General features: G+C 48.2%; 10 protein-coding genes. 7 read left to right on the top strand and 3 right to left on the bottom strand.

The window, feature by feature from the left end; genetic code table 11:
• The first annotated feature begins 77 nt into the window (after positions 1-77).
• From B9N89_RS23530 to B9N89_RS23510, 5 genes are all read left to right on the top strand, one after another.
• On the top strand, positions 78-1679 hold the full coding sequence (locus B9N89_RS23530) for a PfaD family polyunsaturated fatty acid/polyketide biosynthesis protein (RefSeq protein ID WP_132323303.1): 1602 nt from the start codon (positions 78-80) through the stop codon (positions 1677-1679).
• A 3-nt stretch (positions 1680-1682) separates the two neighbouring features.
• Positions 1683-5774 (top strand): type I polyketide synthase, encoded by a 4092-nt coding sequence (locus B9N89_RS23525; RefSeq protein ID WP_132323301.1) that lies wholly within the window; start codon positions 1683-1685, stop codon positions 5772-5774.
• A gap of 53 nt (positions 5775-5827) precedes the next feature.
• A complete protein-coding gene (locus B9N89_RS23520; protein WP_132323299.1) occupies positions 5828-7981 on the top strand; it encodes an SDR family NAD(P)-dependent oxidoreductase in 2154 nt (717 codons plus the stop codon).
• A gap of 14 nt (positions 7982-7995) precedes the next feature.
• Complete coding sequence (locus B9N89_RS23515) at positions 7996-15123, top strand: beta-ketoacyl synthase N-terminal-like domain-containing protein (RefSeq protein ID WP_132323297.1); 7128 nt, start codon at positions 7996-7998, stop codon at positions 15121-15123.
• Between the two features lie 159 nt (positions 15124-15282).
• Positions 15283-16635, top strand: a complete 1353-nt coding sequence (locus tag B9N89_RS23510) for a DUF4360 domain-containing protein (RefSeq protein WP_132323295.1) — start codon at positions 15283-15285, stop codon at positions 16633-16635.
• Positions 16636-16723: 88 nt separating this feature from the next.
• Here the strand turns inward: B9N89_RS23510 and B9N89_RS23505 are convergent, their stop codons facing one another.
• Positions 16724-17185: a YchJ family protein gene (locus B9N89_RS23505; protein ID WP_132323293.1), complete on the bottom strand. Its 462-nt coding sequence runs from the start codon at positions 17183-17185 to the stop codon at positions 16724-16726.
• 393 nt (positions 17186-17578) lie between these two features.
• Here B9N89_RS23505 and B9N89_RS23500 point away from each other — a divergent pair, with 393 nt between their 5' ends.
• On the top strand, positions 17579-18544 hold the full coding sequence (locus B9N89_RS23500; protein ID WP_132323291.1) for a hypothetical protein: 966 nt from the start codon (positions 17579-17581) through the stop codon (positions 18542-18544).
• A gap of 97 nt (positions 18545-18641) precedes the next feature.
• Here B9N89_RS23500 and B9N89_RS23495 read toward each other — a convergent pair whose 3' ends face one another.
• Together B9N89_RS23495 and B9N89_RS23490 are read right to left on the bottom strand one after the other, a co-directional pair.
• Complete coding sequence (locus B9N89_RS23495) at positions 18642-19367, bottom strand: energy transducer TonB (RefSeq protein WP_234996154.1); 726 nt, start codon at positions 19365-19367, stop codon at positions 18642-18644.
• Between the two features lie 71 nt (positions 19368-19438).
• Complete coding sequence (locus B9N89_RS23490) at positions 19439-21328, bottom strand: 7TM diverse intracellular signaling domain-containing protein (protein ID WP_132323287.1); 1890 nt, start codon at positions 21326-21328, stop codon at positions 19439-19441.
• 464 nt (positions 21329-21792) lie between these two features.
• On the opposite strand from B9N89_RS23490, the gene B9N89_RS31535 reads away from it, so the two are divergent.
• Positions 21793-21942, top strand: a complete 150-nt coding sequence (locus B9N89_RS31535; RefSeq protein ID WP_159455591.1) for a hypothetical protein — start codon at positions 21793-21795, stop codon at positions 21940-21942.
• Positions 21943-22386: the final 444 nt, after the last annotated feature.

The raw sequence follows: 22386 nt of genomic DNA, 5'->3' as shown, positions 1-22386 counted from the left end.
TTGTTAATGTCTTTCATCATATAACAACGAACCTGTGGAAAGCTGCATCACCCCTACTTGCCTTGGAGCTACGAATTATGACCTGCTTTGTCGATTCTCAGTATCAACCTCTACTCGACTTTGGAGGGCCCAGCTCTTCTCTATCACCAGGGTTTCATCGTGAAGCCTGCTCTGTTATTTGGGATCACAACACTAATATGATTGGGATTCTTCCCGTGTCAGAGCCAAAGCTTGGTGATGGGTCCTCTCGTTTGGAGAAGGTGGCAAGTTTACCGCCATCCTTTCCAGAGTGGCTTGGGGATCGCTCGTTTCAGCAGGTGCATGGCACAAGGTTTGCCTATGTCGGTGGTGCGATGGCTCGGGGTATCGCTTCTGCTGACTTAGTGATCAAGCTGGCAAAAATCGGGATGATGGGTTTTTTTGGGGCAGCGGGCTTAAGCCTTTCTGTCGTTGAGCAAGAGATCACAAAAATCAAAGATTCACTTGAGCCTCAAGGCCTGCCTTTCGGTGCGAACCTGATTCATACTCCCGAGCATCCGCAGTTGGAAACCCAAGTTGTGGAACTCTATCTGAAACATGGAGTGAAGAAGGTTTCGGCCTCAGCATTTATGAAGATGACACCTAGCATTGTCTACTACGCTCTTAAAGGCTTGCGCAAGAACGGAGATCAAGTTGAACGAGGCAACCGGGTGTTCGCCAAAGTCTCGCGAACTGAAGTGGCCAGACAATTCTTATCCCCAGCCCCTCAAGCCATCATTGATGACTTGAAGAGGCAAGGATTGATAACTGAGGAAGAAGCTGCATTGGGACGAATGGTACCTGTTGCAGAAGATATAATCGTCGAATCTGATTCCGGCGGACACACTGATAATCGGCCCCTAGGTTCTCTGTTTCCTGCGATTCAAAAAGTTCGAGACCATCTTATTGAACAGCATCAGTATCAAGATAGAATTCGGTTAGGTGCTGCTGGAGGCTTAGGAACTCCAAATGCAATCGCAGCAGCTTATAGCCTCGGAGCTGCCTTTGTAGTCATCGGGTCTGTGCATCAAAGCACCGTGGAAGCTGGTATTTCAGATTATGCCAAACAGATGCTGGGCAAGGCTCAAATCGCCGATATCACCATGACGCCTTCAGCAGACATGTTTCAAATGGGAGTCAAAGTACAAGTCTTAAAGCGAGGAACGATGATGGCTCCTCGTGGCGCGCAGCTCTACAAGCTTTATCGGGACTATGACAGTATCGAGGACATTCCCAGTGCAACCCGAAAGCAACTTGAAGCAACCGTGTTTCGGATGGATCTGGATGATGTTTGGCGTCAGACCGAGGGCTACTTTGAAGAGATTGATCCCAGGCAGCTTGCGAAAGCTGAAACTGATCCCAAATATAAAATGGCACTCATCTTTCGTTGGTACTTAGGTAAGTCGAGCCAATGGCCCATCCAAGGCCAGGCCGACCGCCAAGTGGATTATCAAATATGGTGTGGTCCTGCAATGGGAGCTTTCAATGACTGGGTTGCTGGTAGTTTTCTAGAAGCTATAGAAAATCGGAGTGTCGATCAGGTTGCTCTAAATCTTATGGAAGGTGCAGCAGCCGTATTTCGATCTCAGCAACTTCGTAGCTTTGGATATGATATAGCGAATCGTGCGTTTCTCCCTACACCCCAAGTTTTAGGAATTTGATTGATGAGCAAAGAACGACCCCAATCCTGCGATATTGCAGTGATAGGCACTGATGCAATTTATCCAGGTTCAGAAAATGGCGATCGATTTTGGCAACAGATTCTAGAGGGCCAAGATTTGCTGGGTCCCATTCCGCAAAGTCATTGGCTCAAAGAAGATTACTACCATGACGGACCCAGCCAGGAATTAAAAACATGGGCCACAAGAGGGGGATTCGTTGACGATACTCCCTTCGACCCCATTGCTTTCGGCTTGCCACCGAAGCTATTAAGTGCCACAGACTCTGTGCAGTTGCTGTCGCTTATCGTCGCTAGATCGATTTTGAATCGTGTGACGAGTTTAAAGAAAGGCTCCCTAGGGCGGGATCGCACCAGCGTTATCCTCGGGGTTGCTGCTGCGACGGAGCTTGTAGGGCAAATGAGCAGTAAGTTGCAGAAGCCCATTTGGATAAAGTCTTTGAGAGAGGCAGGCCTTGCAGAGCCTCAGGTTCAAACCATCGCCCAGAGCATTGAGAATCACTACCCGGAATGGACCGAGAGCACCTTTCCTGGTCTGCTTGGCAATGTGGTGGCAGGGAGAATTGCCAATCGCCTTGATCTTGGTGGCACCAACTGCGTGGTAGATGCTGCCTGCGCCAGTAGTCTAGCGGCTATCACCATGGCGATCCAAGAACTTGAGTTAAAACATTCCGACATGGTGATCACGGGGGGCGCTGACGCCTTTAATGATATTCTGATGTACATGTGTTTTACTAAAACTCCGGCGCTCTCTAAGTCCGGAGATTGCAGGCCGTTTTCCGATAAAGCGGATGGCACGATGCTCGGCGAGGGCGTGGGTATGGTCGCTCTGAGGCGACTCGCCGATGCTGAGCGTGACGGCGATACGGTTCTTGCGGTAATCAAGGGTTATGGGACATCATCGGACGGAAAGTCCAAGAGCGTCTACGCGCCGGTTTCAGAAGGCCAAAGCAAAGCCTTAGTTCGGGCCTATGAGATGTCTGGCTATACGACTCGTGATGTGGGGCTGATTGAAGCTCATGGCACGGCGACCCATGCGGGGGATGCTGCGGAGTTCGGTGGTTTAAGAATAGCCTTCGCTGATGACGAGTCTAACGACCGATCGTGGTGTGCGCTAGGATCTGTGAAATCGCAGATTGGCCATACCAAGGCAGCCGCTGGTGCAGCGTCTCTCATTAAGGTAGTTCAAGCCCTGCACCACAAGGTGCTTCCCCCCACGATTAAGGTGGACAAACCAAATCCAAAGATGAATATTGAAGAAAGTCCATTCTATCTCAATACAGAAAAACGCCCCTGGGTTAGTCACCCTGATCAAGCCCGTCGAGCCGGTGTAAGCTCATTCGGTTTTGGTGGGAGTAACTTTCATATGACGGTGGAAGAGTATCAAGGCAAGCATAAAGCGCTCCGCATCCATCATTCCTTACAGGAACTCTTTTTACTATCAGGCAGTAGTATCTCCGATATTGAAGATGTGCTTGCTACCTGGCCTACCACCTTGGAACGAAGTTCAATCGCTTACTACGGGAAGCAATCCCAACTGAGTTTTGATAGTAGTCATCAGGTCCGTATTGGGTTTTTGGCTGATACCGATAACTACGGAGCGAAGCTAAGCGCTTTAAAAGATGCTCTCAAGACGAAAGATTTTGGCTCCTTGGACGACGTCTTCATTGGCGAAGGCAAAGTCAAAGGCGATGTGGCATTTGTGTTTCCAGGGCAGGGTAGTCAATATCTCAATATGGGTAACGATCTCGCCTGTGAGTTTGAGGAAGCCCTTCATGTTTGGGACGTAGCGCGTACATTGATTGGCGATGAGGGTGCTTACATCGATGAGCGAGTCTTTCCTAAACCAGTCTTTAGTGACGAGGAGCGAAAGGCTCAAGAGCTGGCCTTGAAAGATACCTCAGTGGCTCAGCCGGCCATTGGTTTAGTGAGTTTAGGAATGTTAGAGATTCTAAAGACTCTCGGAGTTACAGCAGATCATTTCGCAGGTCATTCCTATGGTGAGCTGACGGCTCTTTATGCTGGTGGAGTTCTGAAGAAGAAGGACTTTGTTCGCATCTCCATGGAACGTGGGCGCCTGATGAAGCAAGCCGCAGAGAGGCCTGGTGCAATGTCGGCTGTGAGGCTTGATGGTGAGCGGTGTCAGCAACTACTAGATCGGTGGCAGACAGGAGCTGTGATAGCCAATGTCAACAGTCCAAAGCAGGTAGTTATAGCGGGTTCAAACGAATCTATCGAGGCTACTGAAAAACATCTTAAACAAGAAGGAGTGTTTTTCACAAGGCTGCCAGTTGCTACTGGGTTTCACTCCGAGATTGTTGCTGATGCAGCAGAACCATTTAAAGATTTTTTAAGTCAATTTCGGTTTAAATCGCCTAAGTCTAAAGTCTACTCAAATACCTTAGGCAAGCGTTTTCCTAAGGAAACCCAGAAAATTAAGCAAATTCTGGCCAATCAGCTTGCCAAGCCAGTGCTATTCTACGACCAGCTATTGGAGATGTATGATGCCGGAGCGCGGATTTTCGTCGAGGTAGGTCCCTCGCAAGTTCTAAGTGGTTTGGTTCGGCATTCGCTTCCCGAAGACATCCATATCATTACAACGGATCGCAAGGGACGGCCTGGAACCCAGAGTTTCTGGCAAGCATTGGGCCAACTAGCCACTTTGGGTATTGAGGTGAATTTTGAAGAACTATGGTCAGCATATCAGGTTTCTGAACCTGAAAAGCACTCAGCGGCCACTCTTCCCGTGCGCGGTAGCAATGTGGGGCGTCTTTATCCACCACAGGATTTAAGCGAGATTCCGAGACCGAAACTAGAGGCCGAGGCCCCTGCAGTTGCGCCGCCTCAGACAAGACATGAGCCAAGTATAGAGACGCAGCCTGTTGTTCAGAAAGGCTCTAAATCATCCGAAACCCAATGGGGTGCCGCCCTCAAAGCGCTCAAGACGCAGCCCCAGAACAAGAAACCAGTTGTGGAAAATAAGAACATTGATCAGGCTCATGAAAAGAGCCTCAACGGTGCCAGTGTCTCTCTCGTTCACGAACCATCGATAGTTAGCCCTACAGGAGGTGAAGGTATGCAACAAGGAAGCGATCGAATCATGACCATGTTTGAGGACATGCAGAATAAGATGACGGACGCCCATGAGCGATTCCAGGATTCTATGAAGAACGCACATGTAGAGTACATGTCGCAGCTAACAGGCAGCTTTAAGTTCCTCGTGCAGGCACAGATGGGAGGCGGAGAAGCAACTCTTCTTGCCGAGCGACAGCCGGCTCACGTCTTGCCCATGTCTCGGGAAAAAGTCAGCGGCCAAGAAACATCGCAGCCTGAACCGGTGCCAAGGCAACAGAATACTCAACCCGAAAAACCGATCAAGGCTGTAGAGCCCCAACCTGTGCAAGAGTCTCCCGTTGCTGCTGCTCCAAGTCAAGGAGCCAATGGCACAACTGCGGCACAGCAGGAGTCTTTTGTCAAAGACCTGTTAGCAGTTGTCTCTGAAAAAACCGGCTACCCAGAAGATATGCTCTCCCTTGATATGGAGTTGGAGTCTGGCCTAGGGATCGACTCGATTAAACGAGTTGAAATCCTTTCAGCTCTACAAGATAGCTATCCGCAACTTGCAGATGAAGATCCAGCAGCCATGTCAGCTTTAGAGACGATGCAGGATATCATTGATTTCGCTATGAAGTCTGACACTGCGAGAGAACCGGGTCGTGCTGGGGCTAGTCGTGGGACTTTGAAGACTGCGGCTATTGAAAGCAATGGTCATAGCCCAGCGATTGCGAGTGCAGAAACATCTTCTGATGGCTTTGTTAGCGATCTCCTAGCGATTGTTTCAGATAAAACTGGCTACCCCACTGAAATGCTCGATATGAGTATGGAGCTGGAATCTGGCCTAGGAATCGACTCGATCAAACGAGTGGAGATTCTATCTGCACTGCAAGAGAAATACCCTCAGCTAGAGAGTCAAGATAGCAATGCTCTTGCCCAGCTTAATACTCTCGAAGAGATTGTGCAGTTCTCAGCTCAGGATGGAGCTAAAAAAAAAGTCGAACCAGCAGCAGTGCTCCACTAGTCATAGGGAACCCTACGGTTCAACAGTTTCAGCTTAGGAGCCAAAGGGTTCCTTTGCCTGGCTTTCAAAAAGCAATTCCTACTGAAGTTCTGCCGATCATGATCTTGGATGATGGCCGAGGGGTGGCGGCAGAACTAGCTCGTCTTCTTCAAAACCATCATCTCCATGCAAAGGTCGTCAAAAAGCTTACAGGTCACGAACAGTCGCTGGTTGATCTTAGTGCTCTTTTTGCAAAATCTGATCAAGCCTTCTCCCTATTTCAGCATGCTCGCGTCATCGCCCGTAATTGTCAGGATACCAGTGGTATCTATATGGTGGCTCAAGGCCATGGTTTTATTCCAGAGGAGGGCCTTGGCATCAATCAATACCAAGGAGCTACCGGTGCTATACCTTTAGCCAAGACTATGGCTAAGGAGCTGCCACAGCTCATCTGCAAGGGGGTTAACTTAGATGCGACCGAGGATTCCAAGTCCTTTGCAAAGCAACTTTTCGAGGAGTTGATCTATGGTGGGCATGATATCGATATTGCGTACCGGAATGGTCAGCGTTATCTAGTCGACATCACAAGCTTCGATGTGACTAGCTTCAACAAGAGCTGGCAGCCACTAAATGATCACGACGTGGTTCTTGTTAGTGGAGGAGCGAGAGGAGTTACCGCGTCTTGCATCCAGGCATTGGCAGAAACTAAGCCGTTAAAAATTGCGATTCTGGGGCGATCGCCTCTGAACGTAGACCAAGACCGCTGGCAGCCTTGTAGGACACAAAAGGACTTGATGACAGCCTTGTTCCAGGAAGCGAAGGATGCTGGAGAGTCTCCCCAGGTGCCAGCCATCAAAAATCTGGTGGACAAGGTCCTGCGGGAACGAGAGGTCAAGGCGAACCTCAAGGCTATGGAGGATGCAGGGTCTCAAGTTGCTTACTATCCTGTGGATGTTACTAATCAAGATGATATCAAAGAGATCATCAATCAGATCCAATCTAGTTGGGGACCCATTAAAGGGTTGGTTCATGGTGCAGGAGTTCTTGCGGATAAGCTGATCAAAGACAAGAGCGATGATGACTTTAAGTGGGTTTACAAAACAAAGGTTTTGGGCTTAGAGAATCTCTTGGCAGCGGGCCTCGAAAGTAGCTTAACTCACCTTTGTGTATTTTCCTCGGTTGCTGGCCGTGTGGGCAATTTAGGGCAAGCGGACTACGCTATGGCCAATGAACGACTCAATAAGATTTGTCAGGATCTGCAAGGGCGGCGACCAAATCTTGTGGTCAAGTCCTTGGGTTGGGGACCATGGGATGGAGGTATGGTTACTGACTCGTTGAAAAAGCATTTTGCTGCCCAAGGAATCTCAGTGATCCCTCTTGACGAAGGAGCAAAGATCTTTGTCAACCAACTTCAAAATGGCGATGGGCAGGTGGAGATCGTGGTTGGGAGCGCCATGGAGTTGGCAAGGGCAGAAACAGGCCCTTTAGATTATTCAATCTTAGTTTCAGAGGCCCAGCACCCCTACCTAAAAAGCCACCAGGTCAAGGGGCGGGTAGTGGTGCCCGTGGTTCTTCTTGTGGAGTGGATTTCACGGTTAACAGAATCCTTTGCAAAGCAGGGAGAGCTGCATCAGATTAAGGTTTATAAAGGCATCATCATCGACGATTTCGAGTTGGGAGAATGGATTCAGGTACGCATTGAAAATGACCAGATCCAGGCCTTCCATCAAGGCAAGCTTTGCTTTGGCGCACGCTTGCGGCAGAAAACAGAAAGACCCCACCAGCGAACAGTCTTAAGCTCCTCCTGCCCATGGCACCGTGACCTATCGCCCTATGACGATGCTCTCTTCCATGGTCATGATTTTCAGGTCATCCGGCGGCTCGATCATGCTAGTTCAGAGGGTTGCCAAGGAACTTTGGCTGCGTCAGCGAGTTTAGATGGCCAAGATCGGGCTTGGAATACCAATTGTGCAGTTTTAGATGGCGGTCTACAGTTGGCCGTTACGTGGTTTAAAGATAAAACCTCCATGGACTCGCTACCCACGGACATCGAGGCTGTGCAAGTTTTCGAGTCACCAAAATTTGGCGAAGATGTGACATGCTATCTCACCTTGCGCCACCAGACGAAGCTGAAGAGTCAATGGGATATTGACTATGAAGATGACCAAGGGCGAACTTTGGCACGGATCACAGGTTTGTCCATTCATGCTGTACCTACTGGATACTAAGGAGCTGCTATTCCATGACATATTTTGAACCCATTGCCGTCGTTGGCCAAGGCTGCCTTCTTCCAGGCGCTAGTAACCCTGAGCAACTATGGGATATCGTCGCCGAAGGACGAACGGTTCTATCCGAGCCTCCTGAAAATCACTGGCGTATTCCTATGGACCAGGCTCTGAGTGAAACTCAAGGTCGCTACGAGAAAAACAAAAGCTGGGTGTCCCGTGGTGGCTATATTCACGGCTTTAGTGCTGAAAAGCAGTTAAAGGGTTTGCTGCAAAAAATGCCTTCCCTGCGAATGCTCGATTCATTGGTCCAATGGAGTGCCTATGCGGCTTTGCAAGCTCTTGAAGGGATAAGCTGTCCCGATGATCCTAAAAAAACTGGCTTGATCATGGGTAATTTGTCCTATCCGAGCGCATCCATGGCTAAAGTGGCCAGTGAGGTGTGGTTGGAGCAAATGGGCGTGAGTCAGGGTGAAACGACAGACTTTCGAAACCGCTTCATGTCTGGCGGTTCAGCTGCCTATGTGGCTCAGGCCCTAGGAATTGAAGGCCGAAGCTTTGCCCTGGACGCCGCCTGCGCCTCGGGGCTCTATGCCATCAGGCTTGCCTGTGAGCAGCTACAGGAAAGACGGCTTGATATGGCTCTTGCTGGGGCGGTGAATTGCACTGATCCGCTATTTATCCATGTCGGCTTTTGTGCTCTGAGCGCCATGAGTAAGACAGGCCAAAGCCGGCCCTTTCATCGCGATGCAGATGGCCTGATTCCAGCGGAAGGAGCTGCGTTTGTTGCCCTGAAACGCTTGGACGATGCCATTGCTGATGGCGACTCTATACTTGGAGTGATCCGTGGTCTTGGTCTCGCGAATGATGGCCGACGAGGTGGTTTGCTGTCGCCGTCATCCGATGGCCAGGTGCAAGCGATGAAGCAGGCTTATCTTCAATCAGGCTTAAGTCCAGACCTTGTCTCTTACGTGGAATGTCACGCCACGGGAACTCTGCGTGGTGATAGTGCCGAAGTTAAAAGTATGGCAGCTGTCTTTGATAAGGCCCTGCCGATCAGTTCCCTCAAAGCCAACTTAGGCCACTCAATTACTGCCTCCGGTGTGGCAGGTCTAATAAAAGCCCTGGCTAGTATGAAGCATCAAACCATTCCTACGACGCCTCACGCTTATCCACTAGCCGATCATATCACGGCCTCGCAGTTTTCGGTGCCGGAAGAAAACCAAACTTGGTCGAGCGACAAGCCTCGGGTGGCAGCTGTCAATGCCTTCGGCTTTGGTGGCAATAACGCTCATCTTCTACTCGAAGAGTGGCGTGACGCAGCGCAGTTTGTGCCGCCGAGTCTAGAGCTAGCCCCAGCTGCTGAGGTGTGCGTGACGGGCATCGAGATTAAGACTCACAATGCTAAGGACGCAGTTGCATTCTATCAAGGCTTGCGAAATGCCAGCCTTAGCGATGAGCCGACGGAGTTCGAAGCTCATATCGATATTCGCAAGACTGGTTTCCCGCCTCACGATCTTAAGGCCTCACTTGGTCAGCAGCTGATCATGGTGGAGCTAGCTCAAAGGCTGGCACAAGAAACAGGTCTTCCTAATGAGGGTCTTGGTATTCTGATTGGAATGGGAGCTGATCCTGAAATTTGCCGCTACGGTCTGAGGGCACGCTTAGAAGCGGCGCTTCGAGAGGCGTTAGGTGATGACGAAATTACATTAGACACAGTTGCTCCGCAGCTAGAAGCGAGTCATGTACTTGGTACCATGCCCAACGTGGTTGCCAATCGCATCTCAAGTGCATTGGATGCCAGGGGAATGAGCTTTGCGGTATCACAAGAGGATGGTTCGGGCCTAGCGGCCTTAGAGCTAGCTTTAGGTGCAATAGGGCGAGGTGAGTTAAGTACTGCTCTCGTTGGTGCGGTCGATCTCTGCCTCGAACCCGTGAATCAAGCAGCAAATGCTACAGTACTGAACAAGCCAGAGGGAGCAGATGCGGCGGTTGCTTTGATTCTCAAAAGTCGCGAGCAAGCGGAACAGGATGGAGATCAGATTCTAGGAACTATTGCTGTCAGTTCTAGTCAAGGGAATCAGTCCTCATGCAGCCTTGCACTAGATTCATTAGGGTATAGCCACGTGTCAAGCTTGCTGTTAGACCTTGCTGTGCAGTTGCAAGAAGTCCAGCAGGGCCATATGGAAAACTCAGAAGGAATGATCATTCCAGCTCTTGATGGGGCCAAGGATAGAGTTCTCGCTTATGCTAGCCTTTGGGACCAGAAATACGGATTCGAATTTCATCGACATAGCAATGCTGTGGTGCCACAAAAAACTGATCTCAAGGTTTGGCGATTTGGCGCCTCAACAGCAGAGCAACTCATCGATGACCTGGAAGGAGGGCGCACGTCCGATCGTACTGGCCATCGATTGGTGCTTTGGGGACGCTCGGAAGAACTGGCAACACTTAAGAAACGCGCCAGCATACTTATCAAAACGCCGCGGGATAAAGGGATTTCTCTCAAGGGCATTTACTATAGCCCTAAAGCTGTTCCGGGCAAGGTCGCTAGTCTTTATACGGGGGCTGCCTCATCGTACCCAATGATGGGGCGCAAACTTTTGCTCGATTGTCCGCAACTTCTTCAAGATTTTGAGCAAGTCTTGCCTCAAGCTGAGCGCTATCTGTCCTGGGTGTATCAGGGCGAATCCGAGGAGAGTCGGTTACCCTACAATCAGTTGGTGGGATCGTCCTTTCTTTGTCAGATTCATGGCCTAGCCAGTAGGAAGTATCTGAAGATTGAAGTGGATGGCATTGCTGGCTTGTCTTCTGGAGAAACCAATAGCATGTTTGCCCATGGTATCTGGAATGATATGGCTGGCCTACTCGATGATGTTGCTGCCAGCGGCCTCTACCAAACTCACATGGCGGGGTCGTTTGATGCGGTTCGTAAAGCTTGGGGGCTTGGCCCGGACGATGCTGTGCCCTGGGAAAACTATCGAGTCCTGGCACCTGTAAGCAAGGTGAAGAGTCTTCTTGAAGGCACTGAAAGAGTTTACATTAGTATCATCAATAGTCCGAATGACCTCGTTATATGTGGCCATCGTGAGGAGCTTCAGCGGGTTCTAAAACAGCTTCCGAAGGGGCGCTACAACGATCTCGGCCATGACCTGGCAGTGCACTGCAACGCTGTTAAAGACTTCGAAGGTGATTGGCGAAGGATTCATACTAGACCAACCCAAGCCCCCACCGGGGGGCTTAAAGTCTATAGCAATTACCTGGATGGAGTCTATCAGCCCAGCTCAGAAACGGTGGCTGATGCACTCACGGGTCAAGCCTTTCAGACCATCGATTTTCCCAAGATCATTGAGGCCATGTGGGACGATGGCTTTCGGATTTTCGTAGAACATGGTCCGCGGCAGAGTCTTAGTGAGTCGATCCGTTCTATCTTAGGGGATAAAGTCTATACTGCTGTTGCTTATGATAGCCCCGATAGCCAGGGACTTGAAGGGATGATCAAGGTAGCGGCTGCTCTATGGACCAGCGGTCACGATGTATCTTGGGACTGGCTGAAAGATATGCAAGCTCCGGAGCTAGATCAAGCTACGTATCCCAAAATGAGTTTTCCCCTACGTCTTGCAGACCCCGAACCTTTTACCCCAAAACAACAAGGATGTTTGATGGAACGAACGCCAGATCCAGCAGAAAGTCGCCGTCTTGCCAAAGCTCCAACCCTTAGCCTAGGTAAAAAGCCACTGAGACTAGAACACAATGACGATGATCGTGTGATCAGTACTAAGGCTCACATTGTAGAGAGTCGGAAAACCAAGGCTTTGTCAGCAGTTAAGCCTCGATCGACGCGACCGGGGCCAAAGTTTAGTCGCGATGATCTCAAAATTCTAGCGGGAGGTAAGATTTCGGATCGCTTCGGCCCTGAGTTTGTGGGACAGGATGCATATCCTATTCAAGTAAGAATGCCTGAGCCTCCGCTGCTACTTTGTGATCGGGTATTAGGGATTGATGGTGATGCTAAGAGTATGGGTAAAGGTATTATCTGGACGGAAACTGATGTTTTTGACGACTCTTGGTATCTTGTTAATGGCCGTATGCCTGCTGGTATCTTCATTGAGTCTGGGCAGGCCGATCTTCTTTTGATTTCATGGCTAGGCATCGACTTCCATTGTCAAGGGGAACGAGCATACCGGCTCTTGGGCTGTGAACTAGAATTTCATGGTGAGCTGCCCAAGCCAGGTGAAACCTTGTCTTATCAGATTCACGTGGATGGTCATGCTAAGCATGGTGATGTGAGGCTATTCTTTTTCCACTATGATTGCTACATCAATGGCGAATTACGCATCTCGGTGCGTAGTGGTCAAGCAGGTTTCTTCTCGAAAAACGAGCTAGCAGCGTCTGACGGTGTTCTTTGGAAACCTGAAACAGGTGCTTATACGGATCAACCCCGTCTAGAATATCCCGATACGGTCAGCAAGAAAACAGCTCTTTCGCAAGCGGATATTTTAAGCTTTAGAGAGGGGCAAATTGATCGTTGCTTTGGAAACGAGTTTGCATACGCAGCTACGCACACTCGCACACCGAAAATTTCTGACGGCCCGTTGCAGTTTATCGATCAGGTGCAGGAGCTAGATTTTTCTGGTGGCCCCAAAGGCCGCGGTTACGTTTTGGCAAAAACTGCCATCGACCCCGATCACTGGTATTTCGATGGGCATTTTAAGAACGATCCGTGCATGCCTGGAACTCTTATGGCAGAGGGCTGCCTAGAAGCTATGGCTATCTATATGGCAGCAACAGGAGTAACCCTTAGACGGGACGGATGGCGGTTTGAACCTGCTACAGAGACGAAATATCTCTTCAAGTGCCGAGGACAGGTAACGCCAGACTCTAAGGAGTTAAGCTACGAACTGTTTATCGACGAATTCTATTGGGATGGTCAAGTTCCAACCCTATTTGCGCACGTCTTATGTACTGTCGATGGCCGCAAGGCTTTCTTGTGTGAACGGCTTGGACTGCGATTGGTGCCAGACTATCCTCTGACCACCATCCGAGACTTTGATGATAAAGGAGTCGGCGACGGGCGACCTGTAGCGATGGTAGGGGACTTTAAATTTGACTACCAGTCCCTGATCAACTGTGCTTGGGGCCATCCCCAAAAAGCCTTTGGTCCAGACTTTCCCTTTGAAGTGGGTTTACGAACGGCGAGGCTACCATCTCCTCCCTATCATTTTATGACCCGTATTTTAGAAGTAAATGGTGATTATCTGGGGCAACGAGCAGGGGCGAAGGTGAAGGCAGCCTATGACTTTCACGATCGACCGTGGTACTTCGATGACAACCCACATGGAGTGATGCCTTATGCGGTGCTGATGGAGATTGCTCTCCAACCCTGTGGTTGGCTAGCTACCTACTCTGGACTGCCAGGGGTTAAGGGGCGTGAGCTGCTATTCCGTAATTTGGATGGCAAGGCCAAGGCCCTAAGGCCTATCAAGCCAGAAGATAGTAGTCTTGTGACCACGTCCGAACTCACCGCTGTGAGCAAGATGAGCAATATCATTATTGTGAAGTTTCAGGTTCAGTGTCATGTGGGAGGCGAACTAGTTTACGATTTGGACACGGCCTTTGGCTTCTTTCCTGAAGACGCCATGGTCAATCAGAAGGGTTTGCCTATTGCCACTGATGGCAAGCAGTTGGCTCTTCCCAACAATACTGAAATAAACATGAAAGAGGATATTACAGGAATCGCAGATGGTAAGCTTCTTATGATCGATCGAGTGACCCGCTTAGATCCTCATGGAGGTGCTGAAGGTCGAGGCTACATCAGAGCAGAGAAGGATGTCGCACCGTCAGATTGGTTCTTCAAATCCCATTTTTTTCAAGATCCTGTTCAGCCGGGCTCACTTGGAGTGGAGGCTATGATCCAGCTCATGCAGGTATACATGGCTCAAACGTTTGCCAAAGGCGAAGAGGTATTCTTTGAGCCCGTGTCCTCTGGTGAAGAGATAGAGTGGCACTATCGCGGCCAAGTCGCGCCTCATATCAAGCAGATGACTGTAGACTTCGAACTGACTGAGGTGAATGAATCTGCAGCGCAGACAGTGATGACCGGCATTGGCAGGCTTTGGGTTGAGGGCAAGAAAATCTACGAAGCGCCGAGGCTTGCTATGACCATGAAGCCCCAAGGAAAAGCTCTTGCAGTGAATCATACCCCGCTTAACGGCCAGGACGGTCGAATTAAGTTCGATCTGATCTATGATCAGTTGAAGGGCCAAGATGATGCGCGCCTGCAAACCGTCTACGATGTGTTTACGGCTTTGGCCTATCAGTTTGTAGGGCAGGTTCACTTGGAAGATCCGGCTGCGCTCGCAGCCTTGCATGGTAAGCCAGTTCTTTATCTAGCCAACCATCAAGTAGGCATCGAATCCCTGCTGTTTATGACTATGGTCAAGACTCTACAGGGCAATCCTGTGCGAGCTATTGCTAAGTCGGAACACCAAAAGTCGATATACGGTGGCTTGCAGGATCTCAGAGCCGAGGTCTTTGGTGGTCTTTCTCCCATAGGAATGTACTTCTTCCAACGAGATCATCACCTATCGATCTTCTCGTGCCTGGAGGAGTATAAGAAAGATCAGCAGGATTATAGTATGTCTTTGCTTTGTCATGTGGATGGCACTCGCAGTGTAGTTGCTAATGACCCTGTAAAGGCGGTCAGTTCGATTTTTATCGATCTTGCTAAGTCGACAGGACTGCCAATTGTTCCTGTTCGCTTTGCTGGCGCTTTGCCAGAAACCAATGATGAACAGAAGCGCTTTGAGTTTCCTGTTCACTGGGGCGCCCAAGACTATTATATAGGGAAGCCTATCCCAGCTGCTGAATTGAGCCAACTCGGCTTGAAAGATGCGGTCGAACGTGTGAAGTCTGGAATCAATCGGCTTGGCCCCAAGCAAGAACAAGCGAAGTCCGCTGATCCAAAATTTAAGACCATGATGCATGGCTTCCAGAGCCAGGGAGCAACGGTTCAACAATCACTTCTGCTGGCGTGTCTTGCATGCTTTGCCGAGGCTCAGCCACAGGTTCATGAGCTTCGTCAGAAAATCATTGATGGCTCACTTGACCCGATGACACGTAGACTTTTTGAACTCTTTCAGTAATTTGTACCCTTCGGAAAGATGCCCTAAGATCTCATCTTAGAGTATCTTTCCTTCGCCGCACTCCTGCTTTCCTTTGCTATTCCTTGCTTTCAAAGCCCGTCGTTTGCGTTCCCAGATCACCAAAACTTAAGCAAAACAGGGAATAAGCGAATCCATTTTTTGCTTACAGAACACCTTGATCTTGAAACTCCAGTTTTGGCATTTGGCCTGCATGATGCCTGGCAGGTATACAAAACCATTGAGGAGAAAGGAAAAGACATGAAGGCAATCTATTTTGCAAAACCGGCAGTTGCAATGATGGCTTTGATCGCCAGTCATCAATCTATGGCAACAGAAGCTGAAGTTCCTGAGTATGTGCAAGTTAAGTCGATCAACGCTGCAGGTACCGGTTGTCCGCTTGGTACTATTCAAAAGAATATTTCTGACGATAAGAAAGCCTTCACGATGACTTTTAGCGAGTATTTCGCTGAAATCTATGATGGTAGCTTTCCTGGCGATTCTCGTCGTAACTGTAACCTTACAATCGATCTCGATTTTCCAGAGGGTTGGACTTATAGTCTCGTGAGCTTCGACTATCGCGGCTATGTATTCTTAGATGACCAAGTAGAAGCAACTGCAAAAGCTGCTTATTACTTCCAATCAGAGAGTGAAGGCGTTGAGTTCCAATCTCAAATCACAGGCTTCGCTGATGAAGACTATCACTTTCGTGATGAACTAGGTATCGATTCTGTTGTTTGGTCTCCAGGTTGTAGTGGTGCACGACGCCCACTGAATCTGCAGACTCAAATTCGTGTGAACAATGAAGAAAACGCGGGCGGGGAAGGATTCATTACAGTCGACTCCATTGATGGTGAATTCACCCAAAAGTACGGCCTCGTTTGGCGTCGGTGTGTAGATGGCCCTTCTGAGCCATCTATTCCTGATTGGGCTTTCAGACCTGACTATGACGGTCAGTTTCCTTTGGCTCCAGCAGACCTTACCATTAAAGACATGACTTACAATGGCTCAGGTTGCCCAATCGGGACCATCGCTAACACCATCTCTGATGATAAAAAGGCGTTCACACTCCTTTTCGATTCTTTCATCGCCGAAGCTGGCCCTGGAATCTCACTTCGCGACAGCCGTAAAAACTGTCAAGTAACTATGGATCTTGACTATCCTGATGGATGGACGTTTGCACTGGCAACATTCGACTATCGTGGTTATATGTTCCTGGATGACGATGTGGAAGCTCGTCAGTCAGCCAACTACTACTTCCAAGGGGAAGCTGCTAACATCACACGCGCTGATACTGTAAAAGGTTTCGCTGATGAAGACTACCACTTCCGTGATGTGATTCCAGTGGATGCTCTGATGTGGGCCCCTTGTGATAAGAAACGTGCTTTGAATGTTAACACGTCAATCAACGTGAATAACCGCAAAGCTCGCAGCAATTCTGGATTGATCACTGTCGACTCTAAGGATGGGCAGTTCGCTGCTTACCACGCATTGGTTTGGAGAAAGTGTAACTAGTTTTCTTGGTGTGAAGCTAGTCATCCCATGAGGCACCATGTATGAGGCCCCCTCTCCCGAGGGTGGCCTTTTCTTTTTCTAGGAGTTGCTAAGAAGCCCCATGGCAGCGCTTGAACTTCTTGCCACTCAAGCAGGGGCAAGGCTCATTCTTTGCGATCTTTTTGATATGATTGCCATCGTTGACAAACTCCCCTTCCACATAGACCCATTGATCACCCATAAGCTCAAATTCACTGATCTCATGCAGGGTCTCAAGTTTACCATCGTGAATCAATCGCGCGATAAACTCAACTTGGCCAGAGTCTTCCTTGGTTTCTGATGAGACGATCTCAAGACCAATCCAATCGCTAGGTTCGTCATCCAACTCATCAGGGCGTGTATCAGGGTGCCAAGTGAGCTGTAAATAATCGTTCTTTGCTAAGGTGAAGGCGGTGTACCGCGAGCGCATCAAGGCTTCGGGAGTTGGGGCCTTGGATTGACCCTCGATGAATGGGCCGCAGCATTGGGAGTAGTTTAATTCGCTGCCACATGGGCATGTTGTTTCGGTCATGGCTTTCCTCGCTTTCCGATTCAGGGCTCCCCTATAGCATTCCTATCCTTTGTGGAAAACAGTTCTTTTGTATCCGAAAGTGGGGGAACAGATGTGCTATCTTAGGCACTTAGAGCAGGTTTTTTGGTGTCTCACACACTGACCCAACGGAGAAAAGGTGTTTGGACATTGGACAGAGCTAAAAAATCATATTTATGTGAGCATCGCTACTATGAGTCGCTGTTTTCTCTTGTAAAATACGAAAACTAGAGACCGTTAAAGTCACATCCTGAGGTTTAAAAAATGTGCACTTAGGTCTTAAGTCCCTGAATCGAAAGGGGTGCTGATGATTGGCACCTAGCATGCAATGGCTCCCTCCACGACTGAAAATTTGAAAACTTAAGGGAACATGAGATGAACGAATTACGATCTACTTTGTTGGTTCTTGCCAGCATATTAGCTGCTTTAGGATGTGCTTCTGAATCAGTAGAACTGCCAAAATCATCAGGAAATGCGACGTCAGAAGTTGATTTTACTGAGACTACGGTGACAAACGATGTGCCTAGCCCTGTGCACGAGCCTGAAACTTCCATTGATAATGACAGTGAATGGGAGGTGGTGATGACTGGAGTCGAGGAAGAGAGTGTTGTTGAAGTGCCAAGCGAGTTTGATATGGAGATATCAGTTCAAAGTGAAACAGGTAATACATATACAACCTTTGATAACGCTGCTGCGCAGAGGCTTAAAAATAACGGTGGCAACGATCCATTCTTGATTAATAAAAACTGCAACGATTTTGTGGGACTCAACTGGTTTACTGGGCCTCAGAGCGTTTACATTGATAACGATAAGGTATCGATCTGGACCTGTGCGACGAATGCTGGCAATTTAATGTACAAAGCAAACTGCAACGGTAGCACGATTGGAGCTTGTGGTAAGATTAATGCTCAATTGGCACCAAATGCTCGCGATGCCTGTGGTTGTCCTGCTGGGCAGGGTTGGTCGCGAGCCCAGTTTCGTTGTGTTGCAGGAAGCATTACAGATGGCGAAGAGATCGCTGCTTGTCAAAAAGGACAACGACTTTCCTTAAACAACAATGCTAACACTGGCCGTGATGCCTGTGGTTGTCCTGCTGGGCAGGGTTGGTCGCGAGCCCAGTATCGGTGTGTCGCGGGAAGCATCACCGATGGTGAAGAGATTGCTGCTTGTCAAAAAGGACAACGACTTTCCTTAAACAACAATGCTAGCACTGGCCGTGATGCGTGTGGTTGCCCTGCGGGACAAGGGTGGTCACGAGCGCAATTCAGATGCGCAGCAGGTAGCTTGACCGATGGCGAAGAGATCGCTGCTTGTCAAAGAGGGCAAAGACTCGGGCTTTAACGAATAGCTTTTTATTGGTAACGCCCGGGATTGATCCTGGGCTGATTAGTTTCCAAGCTAAACTTAGCCCCGCTACACGGCTACGATCCTGCCACTCTTAAAAGATGCAAGATGACCCGCCTTCTAATAGATAATCCAAACGAATGGTTTGAGTAGACGCCTTATTTTTCTCGTACGACCATTTTGCGATGGCTCTGATGGCGCTTCTATCGAATACCCCAGGAGGAAAGGATTGTGTGACTTTAATGTTTTCGGTAGTACCCTCCTTGGTCACATCAAACCTAAGGACGGTGAATCCTGTTAGGCCTCTCATTCTAGCTTGCCTTGGCATTTGAGGAGCGATTCTCCTGATAGGCTTTGCGTGCTGCTTATTTTCGACAGCCCAATCATCATCATCACGGGGGTTGTTTTCTATCGGGTAGTCAGGGTTTGCAAAAAAGTGTTGTGTTTTCGCTCCTTTTCGAAAGAAGAATCCGACCCTTGCTTTACGCTCCGTCACTGCTGGCTCAAACTTCCACATTTTAGAGGCGGTGATGGTTTTGATCCGAAGAGTCTCAGGTTCTCGTGAGCTTGAGCTTTGGATTAGTTTTGCATCGGTGACGTTTCCGTTCCCATCAACGTCCATATCGACGAGGTGGTAAATGCAAGTGGGTCTGCCATTATCACCTTGTACCGCTGCCCAATCTATATTAGCAACATAAGCTTCTGAAATTTTGAAAAACTTTGCGGGTGAAAATAGTTTAGGTTTCGGAGTGGTACAGCTTGAAATAAGGAAGGGTAAAAGTGCCAGTTGAATAATTGTTTTTGAAGCAGATACATTCATAAAAAACCCAGGAAAGTTTAACGCGTCGATGAGTGTTATATACCACGAATAGAATAGATGGAAGAGCTTAGTCATCCAACATGGCTTTTGGAAATTTCCTTTGGATATCGTTTACCGATATAGACACGCCTGGCAAATACGTCACCGCGTATTTTATATGAGATAGAATCTAAATTAATTTCTTCGAACCGCATCTGGCATTCCTTCGATAGCTGATCGTAGACCTTGTTCTGTACACTAATGATGTGACAAGGGTGGTAGTCTAGGATATCTTTTCTTATCTTTTCATATCGTGTCGCTGTTACAACTCCTCTCCCATAAACGTCGTACTCTTTAACTCCTGTAATGGGGAATCGTCCTTCAATCTTATCCATGACCACACTTACGGAGCAAAAAACGTCTTCAGAAAGACCTCGACATCTAGCAAACTCTTCAAAAATCTGTATGAATCTCTCGGCTAGATCGATAGCTTGTTCAGCTACTGAGCGGTTTGGAAGGGCACGAAAGGGGAATCCTACGGAACACAGAAAACCGTCGCCCATCTCCTTGATGCGATACGCATTCGCAATTAGCGTACCTTTGCTATAGGAATAACCATCATCAAGAATACCAGTACAGGCCTTGATGGATTCTTGAAGAAACTGTTCTTTATGAGCGATTGTGAGATTCGAACTATCGATCACGTCAAAGCAGAGAACGCACGCATCAGCTGTTCCTATAGGCATTGTATCTTCTAGGCTTTTGCCTTGCCTTATCTGCTCGATCTGATGAGGGTAAAACACTTTGGAAAGTTGGGCGAAGGCATGAAGCTTCTCCTTAACTACCCGGCGCTCAGATTGCCGAACCTTGTCTCCAAGTGCAAATGAAAAGAAAACGATCTCTAGAGCAAACCCAAACAAGGATGAGTATGAAGCCCAGGTAGCGTATAATCCGATGTGAGGGCTTAGAATTGATAAGATTGCTGATGCGAAGAAAATCGACCAGCCTAGGGAAAGGAAATAGGCATTGCGAACACCCTGTAGAGCCTTCAATAGACTAGCCGTTAAACACACTAAGATGGTAAGTGGGGCTGCGACGAATATTCCATACATGTCGTTGCTTTGATATGAGTAGAACGAGGCTAAAATATTGAGGATCACTGCGCATTGAATCGCTCTTGTCATCCATGGGTCCTTGCTTGCCTTGATTTCAAGCAAGCCTCGACAAAAGAGAAGCAGAAAAATCAATGCCATGTTGATCAAGCCAGAAATTTTCCAAGCTGACCATGTGAGGGGGCCCACTAAATGAGCAAAACTCAGGATACCTAAAAAACAATAGAGTACGTAATAGAGAAAGTAGGTCTTTCTAAAGAACAGAAACATCCCCAGATTATATAGAATCATGATTGCTACAATTCCGATCATGCCAGACATATAGTTGGCTTGTGATTCCGTTTCAGAAACAACAGTACGAAAGTCCTGAAGTTTAGTGGTTCCGACAACTCCACTAAGGTGCCCATCCATAAGGCGGTAGAAGACTATGGTTGTATCGCCGGGAGGAAAGTTTTGCCAAAAAATATCGTAGCCTGGATACTTTTCTAGTGGGCTCAGCTGGTCGCCATCTACTCGAAAGGCAGCGGTCTCGCTCATAAAACCACGCCACTTCAGAAACCCTTTTTGAAACTTTGAAGTGTGGTTGCGGATGATATAGGCTGAGTAGATGTAGCGTCGAGGAGGATTTGAATACTCTTGAATCAGCTTAAATGCATCTTGTTTTAGAAAATTGATAAGCTCTGAATCGCTGTATTTGACTTTGGAAGCACCGAGCATATATTCGTTTTTCTGAACGAGATTGAACTGCTCACTGTGGATATGAAATGTTGGTTCTTGCATTTGGCCATAGGAGTGTGAGGTGAACCCAAGTATGGTCCAAAAAGTAAGTATTCGTAGGATCGTACATTTTTCTGGGGTGCTAGCTGACATTCTAACTCCGAAGTCGCCCTCTTGATCCTATCATGACTTTACTAGGAAATATTTTCCCATGCCTTGAGACTATCAGTTGGTGTTTGCCGTAGGCGTAATGTTTGCTCGTATGGATGAACCAACTGAATCATTTTTCATTCACTGCTCTGGTCTCCAGTAGTATATCTGTAACAGAGTTGATTCCAGATAGGTCAGCATTGTGAGAATAGATGAACAAGTGGCAAGTGCTATTGCTTGTTGCGTGCGTCGCCTTCGCTATTGCCAAGGAAATCCTTTCTATGGAAAGGATATTTATATGAAATTGCTCAATATGTAAGTACAGATTTTAACCTTGAGCGGGTAGATAGATGTGTTCCACACTGCGAGGCATCAGTCTTGCAAGATAAACAGTGACACGGCGTTGGGTACCTTGAGTACCCAAGTCGAAAGCAAAGGAGAGAGTTGAATTAGAAAAGGAGTCGCTCATGCTATCACCAATCCATAAGTCCTATAAAACGCGGGGATCGCATAAAGTTCTTACATGTTTTGCATGGCGAGTTATCTGTTTCGGATTGATGTTTGGTGTGGCAGCCTCTTGGGCACTTTTCAAAGTCTTTGTGGTCGATGGCTACTAACATCTAGCCTAGTTTTTTTCCAAAGTATGAAAATCAATTCTTTAGTTTTCATCACGGTGGCAGATTCTAGCGTAAGCTGGAACCGATTGAATGATGGCAGAAGACCTATTCGCTTTATCTCCCAGAGGAGAACTGACTAAGTTTGGTGGCCGCTGCCACTATCTCTCCCATCCAGAATGATGTGATTACTACTATCACCAAAGTTTTTATTCTAGCATTTAGTCCTTGATAACATTAACTTAGGTCTTTTCCTAAGAGTTGCGGAGACGGTATGTCAAAACAAGATGATAGCGATTCACAGCCAACCCCTTTTGATCCAGCCTACACCCAGCTGTTTTCCTATCCAAAGATGGTGAGAGACCTGCTGGTAAACTTCGTCAAGCAGCCCTGGGTAAATGATATCGATTGGGATAGTCTGCATACCTTAAGCCCGAAGTTTGTCAC

Origin of the sequence: Pseudobacteriovorax antillogorgiicola (assembly GCF_900177345.1) — a bacterium.
GTDB lineage: Bacteria > Bdellovibrionota_B > Oligoflexia > Oligoflexales > Oligoflexaceae > Pseudobacteriovorax > Pseudobacteriovorax antillogorgiicola.
This window is presented reverse-complemented; position numbering and strand designations above follow the sequence as displayed.

What these genes read in the sequence shown, in the direction of transcription:
- B9N89_RS23530 (WP_132323303.1), top strand. Translation starts at nt 78, where the DNA reads ATGACCTGCTTTGTCGATTCTCAGTATCAACCTCTACTCGACTTTGGA.
- B9N89_RS23525 (WP_132323301.1), top strand. Translation starts at nt 1,683, where the DNA reads ATGAGCAAAGAACGACCCCAATCCTGCGATATTGCAGTGATAGGCACT.
- B9N89_RS23515 (WP_132323297.1), top strand. Translation starts at nt 7,996, where the DNA reads ATGACATATTTTGAACCCATTGCCGTCGTTGGCCAAGGCTGCCTTCTT.
- B9N89_RS23505 (WP_132323293.1), bottom strand. Translation starts at nt 17,185, where the DNA reads ATGACCGAAACAACATGCCCATGTGGCAGCGAATTAAACTACTCCCAA.
- B9N89_RS23500 (WP_132323291.1), top strand. Translation starts at nt 17,579, where the DNA reads ATGAACGAATTACGATCTACTTTGTTGGTTCTTGCCAGCATATTAGCT.
- B9N89_RS23495 (WP_234996154.1), bottom strand. Translation starts at nt 19,367, where the DNA reads ATGAATGTATCTGCTTCAAAAACAATTATTCAACTGGCACTTTTACCC.
- B9N89_RS23490 (WP_132323287.1), bottom strand. Translation starts at nt 21,328, where the DNA reads ATGTCAGCTAGCACCCCAGAAAAATGTACGATCCTACGAATACTTACT.
- B9N89_RS31535 (WP_159455591.1), top strand. Translation starts at nt 21,793, where the DNA reads ATGCTATCACCAATCCATAAGTCCTATAAAACGCGGGGATCGCATAAA.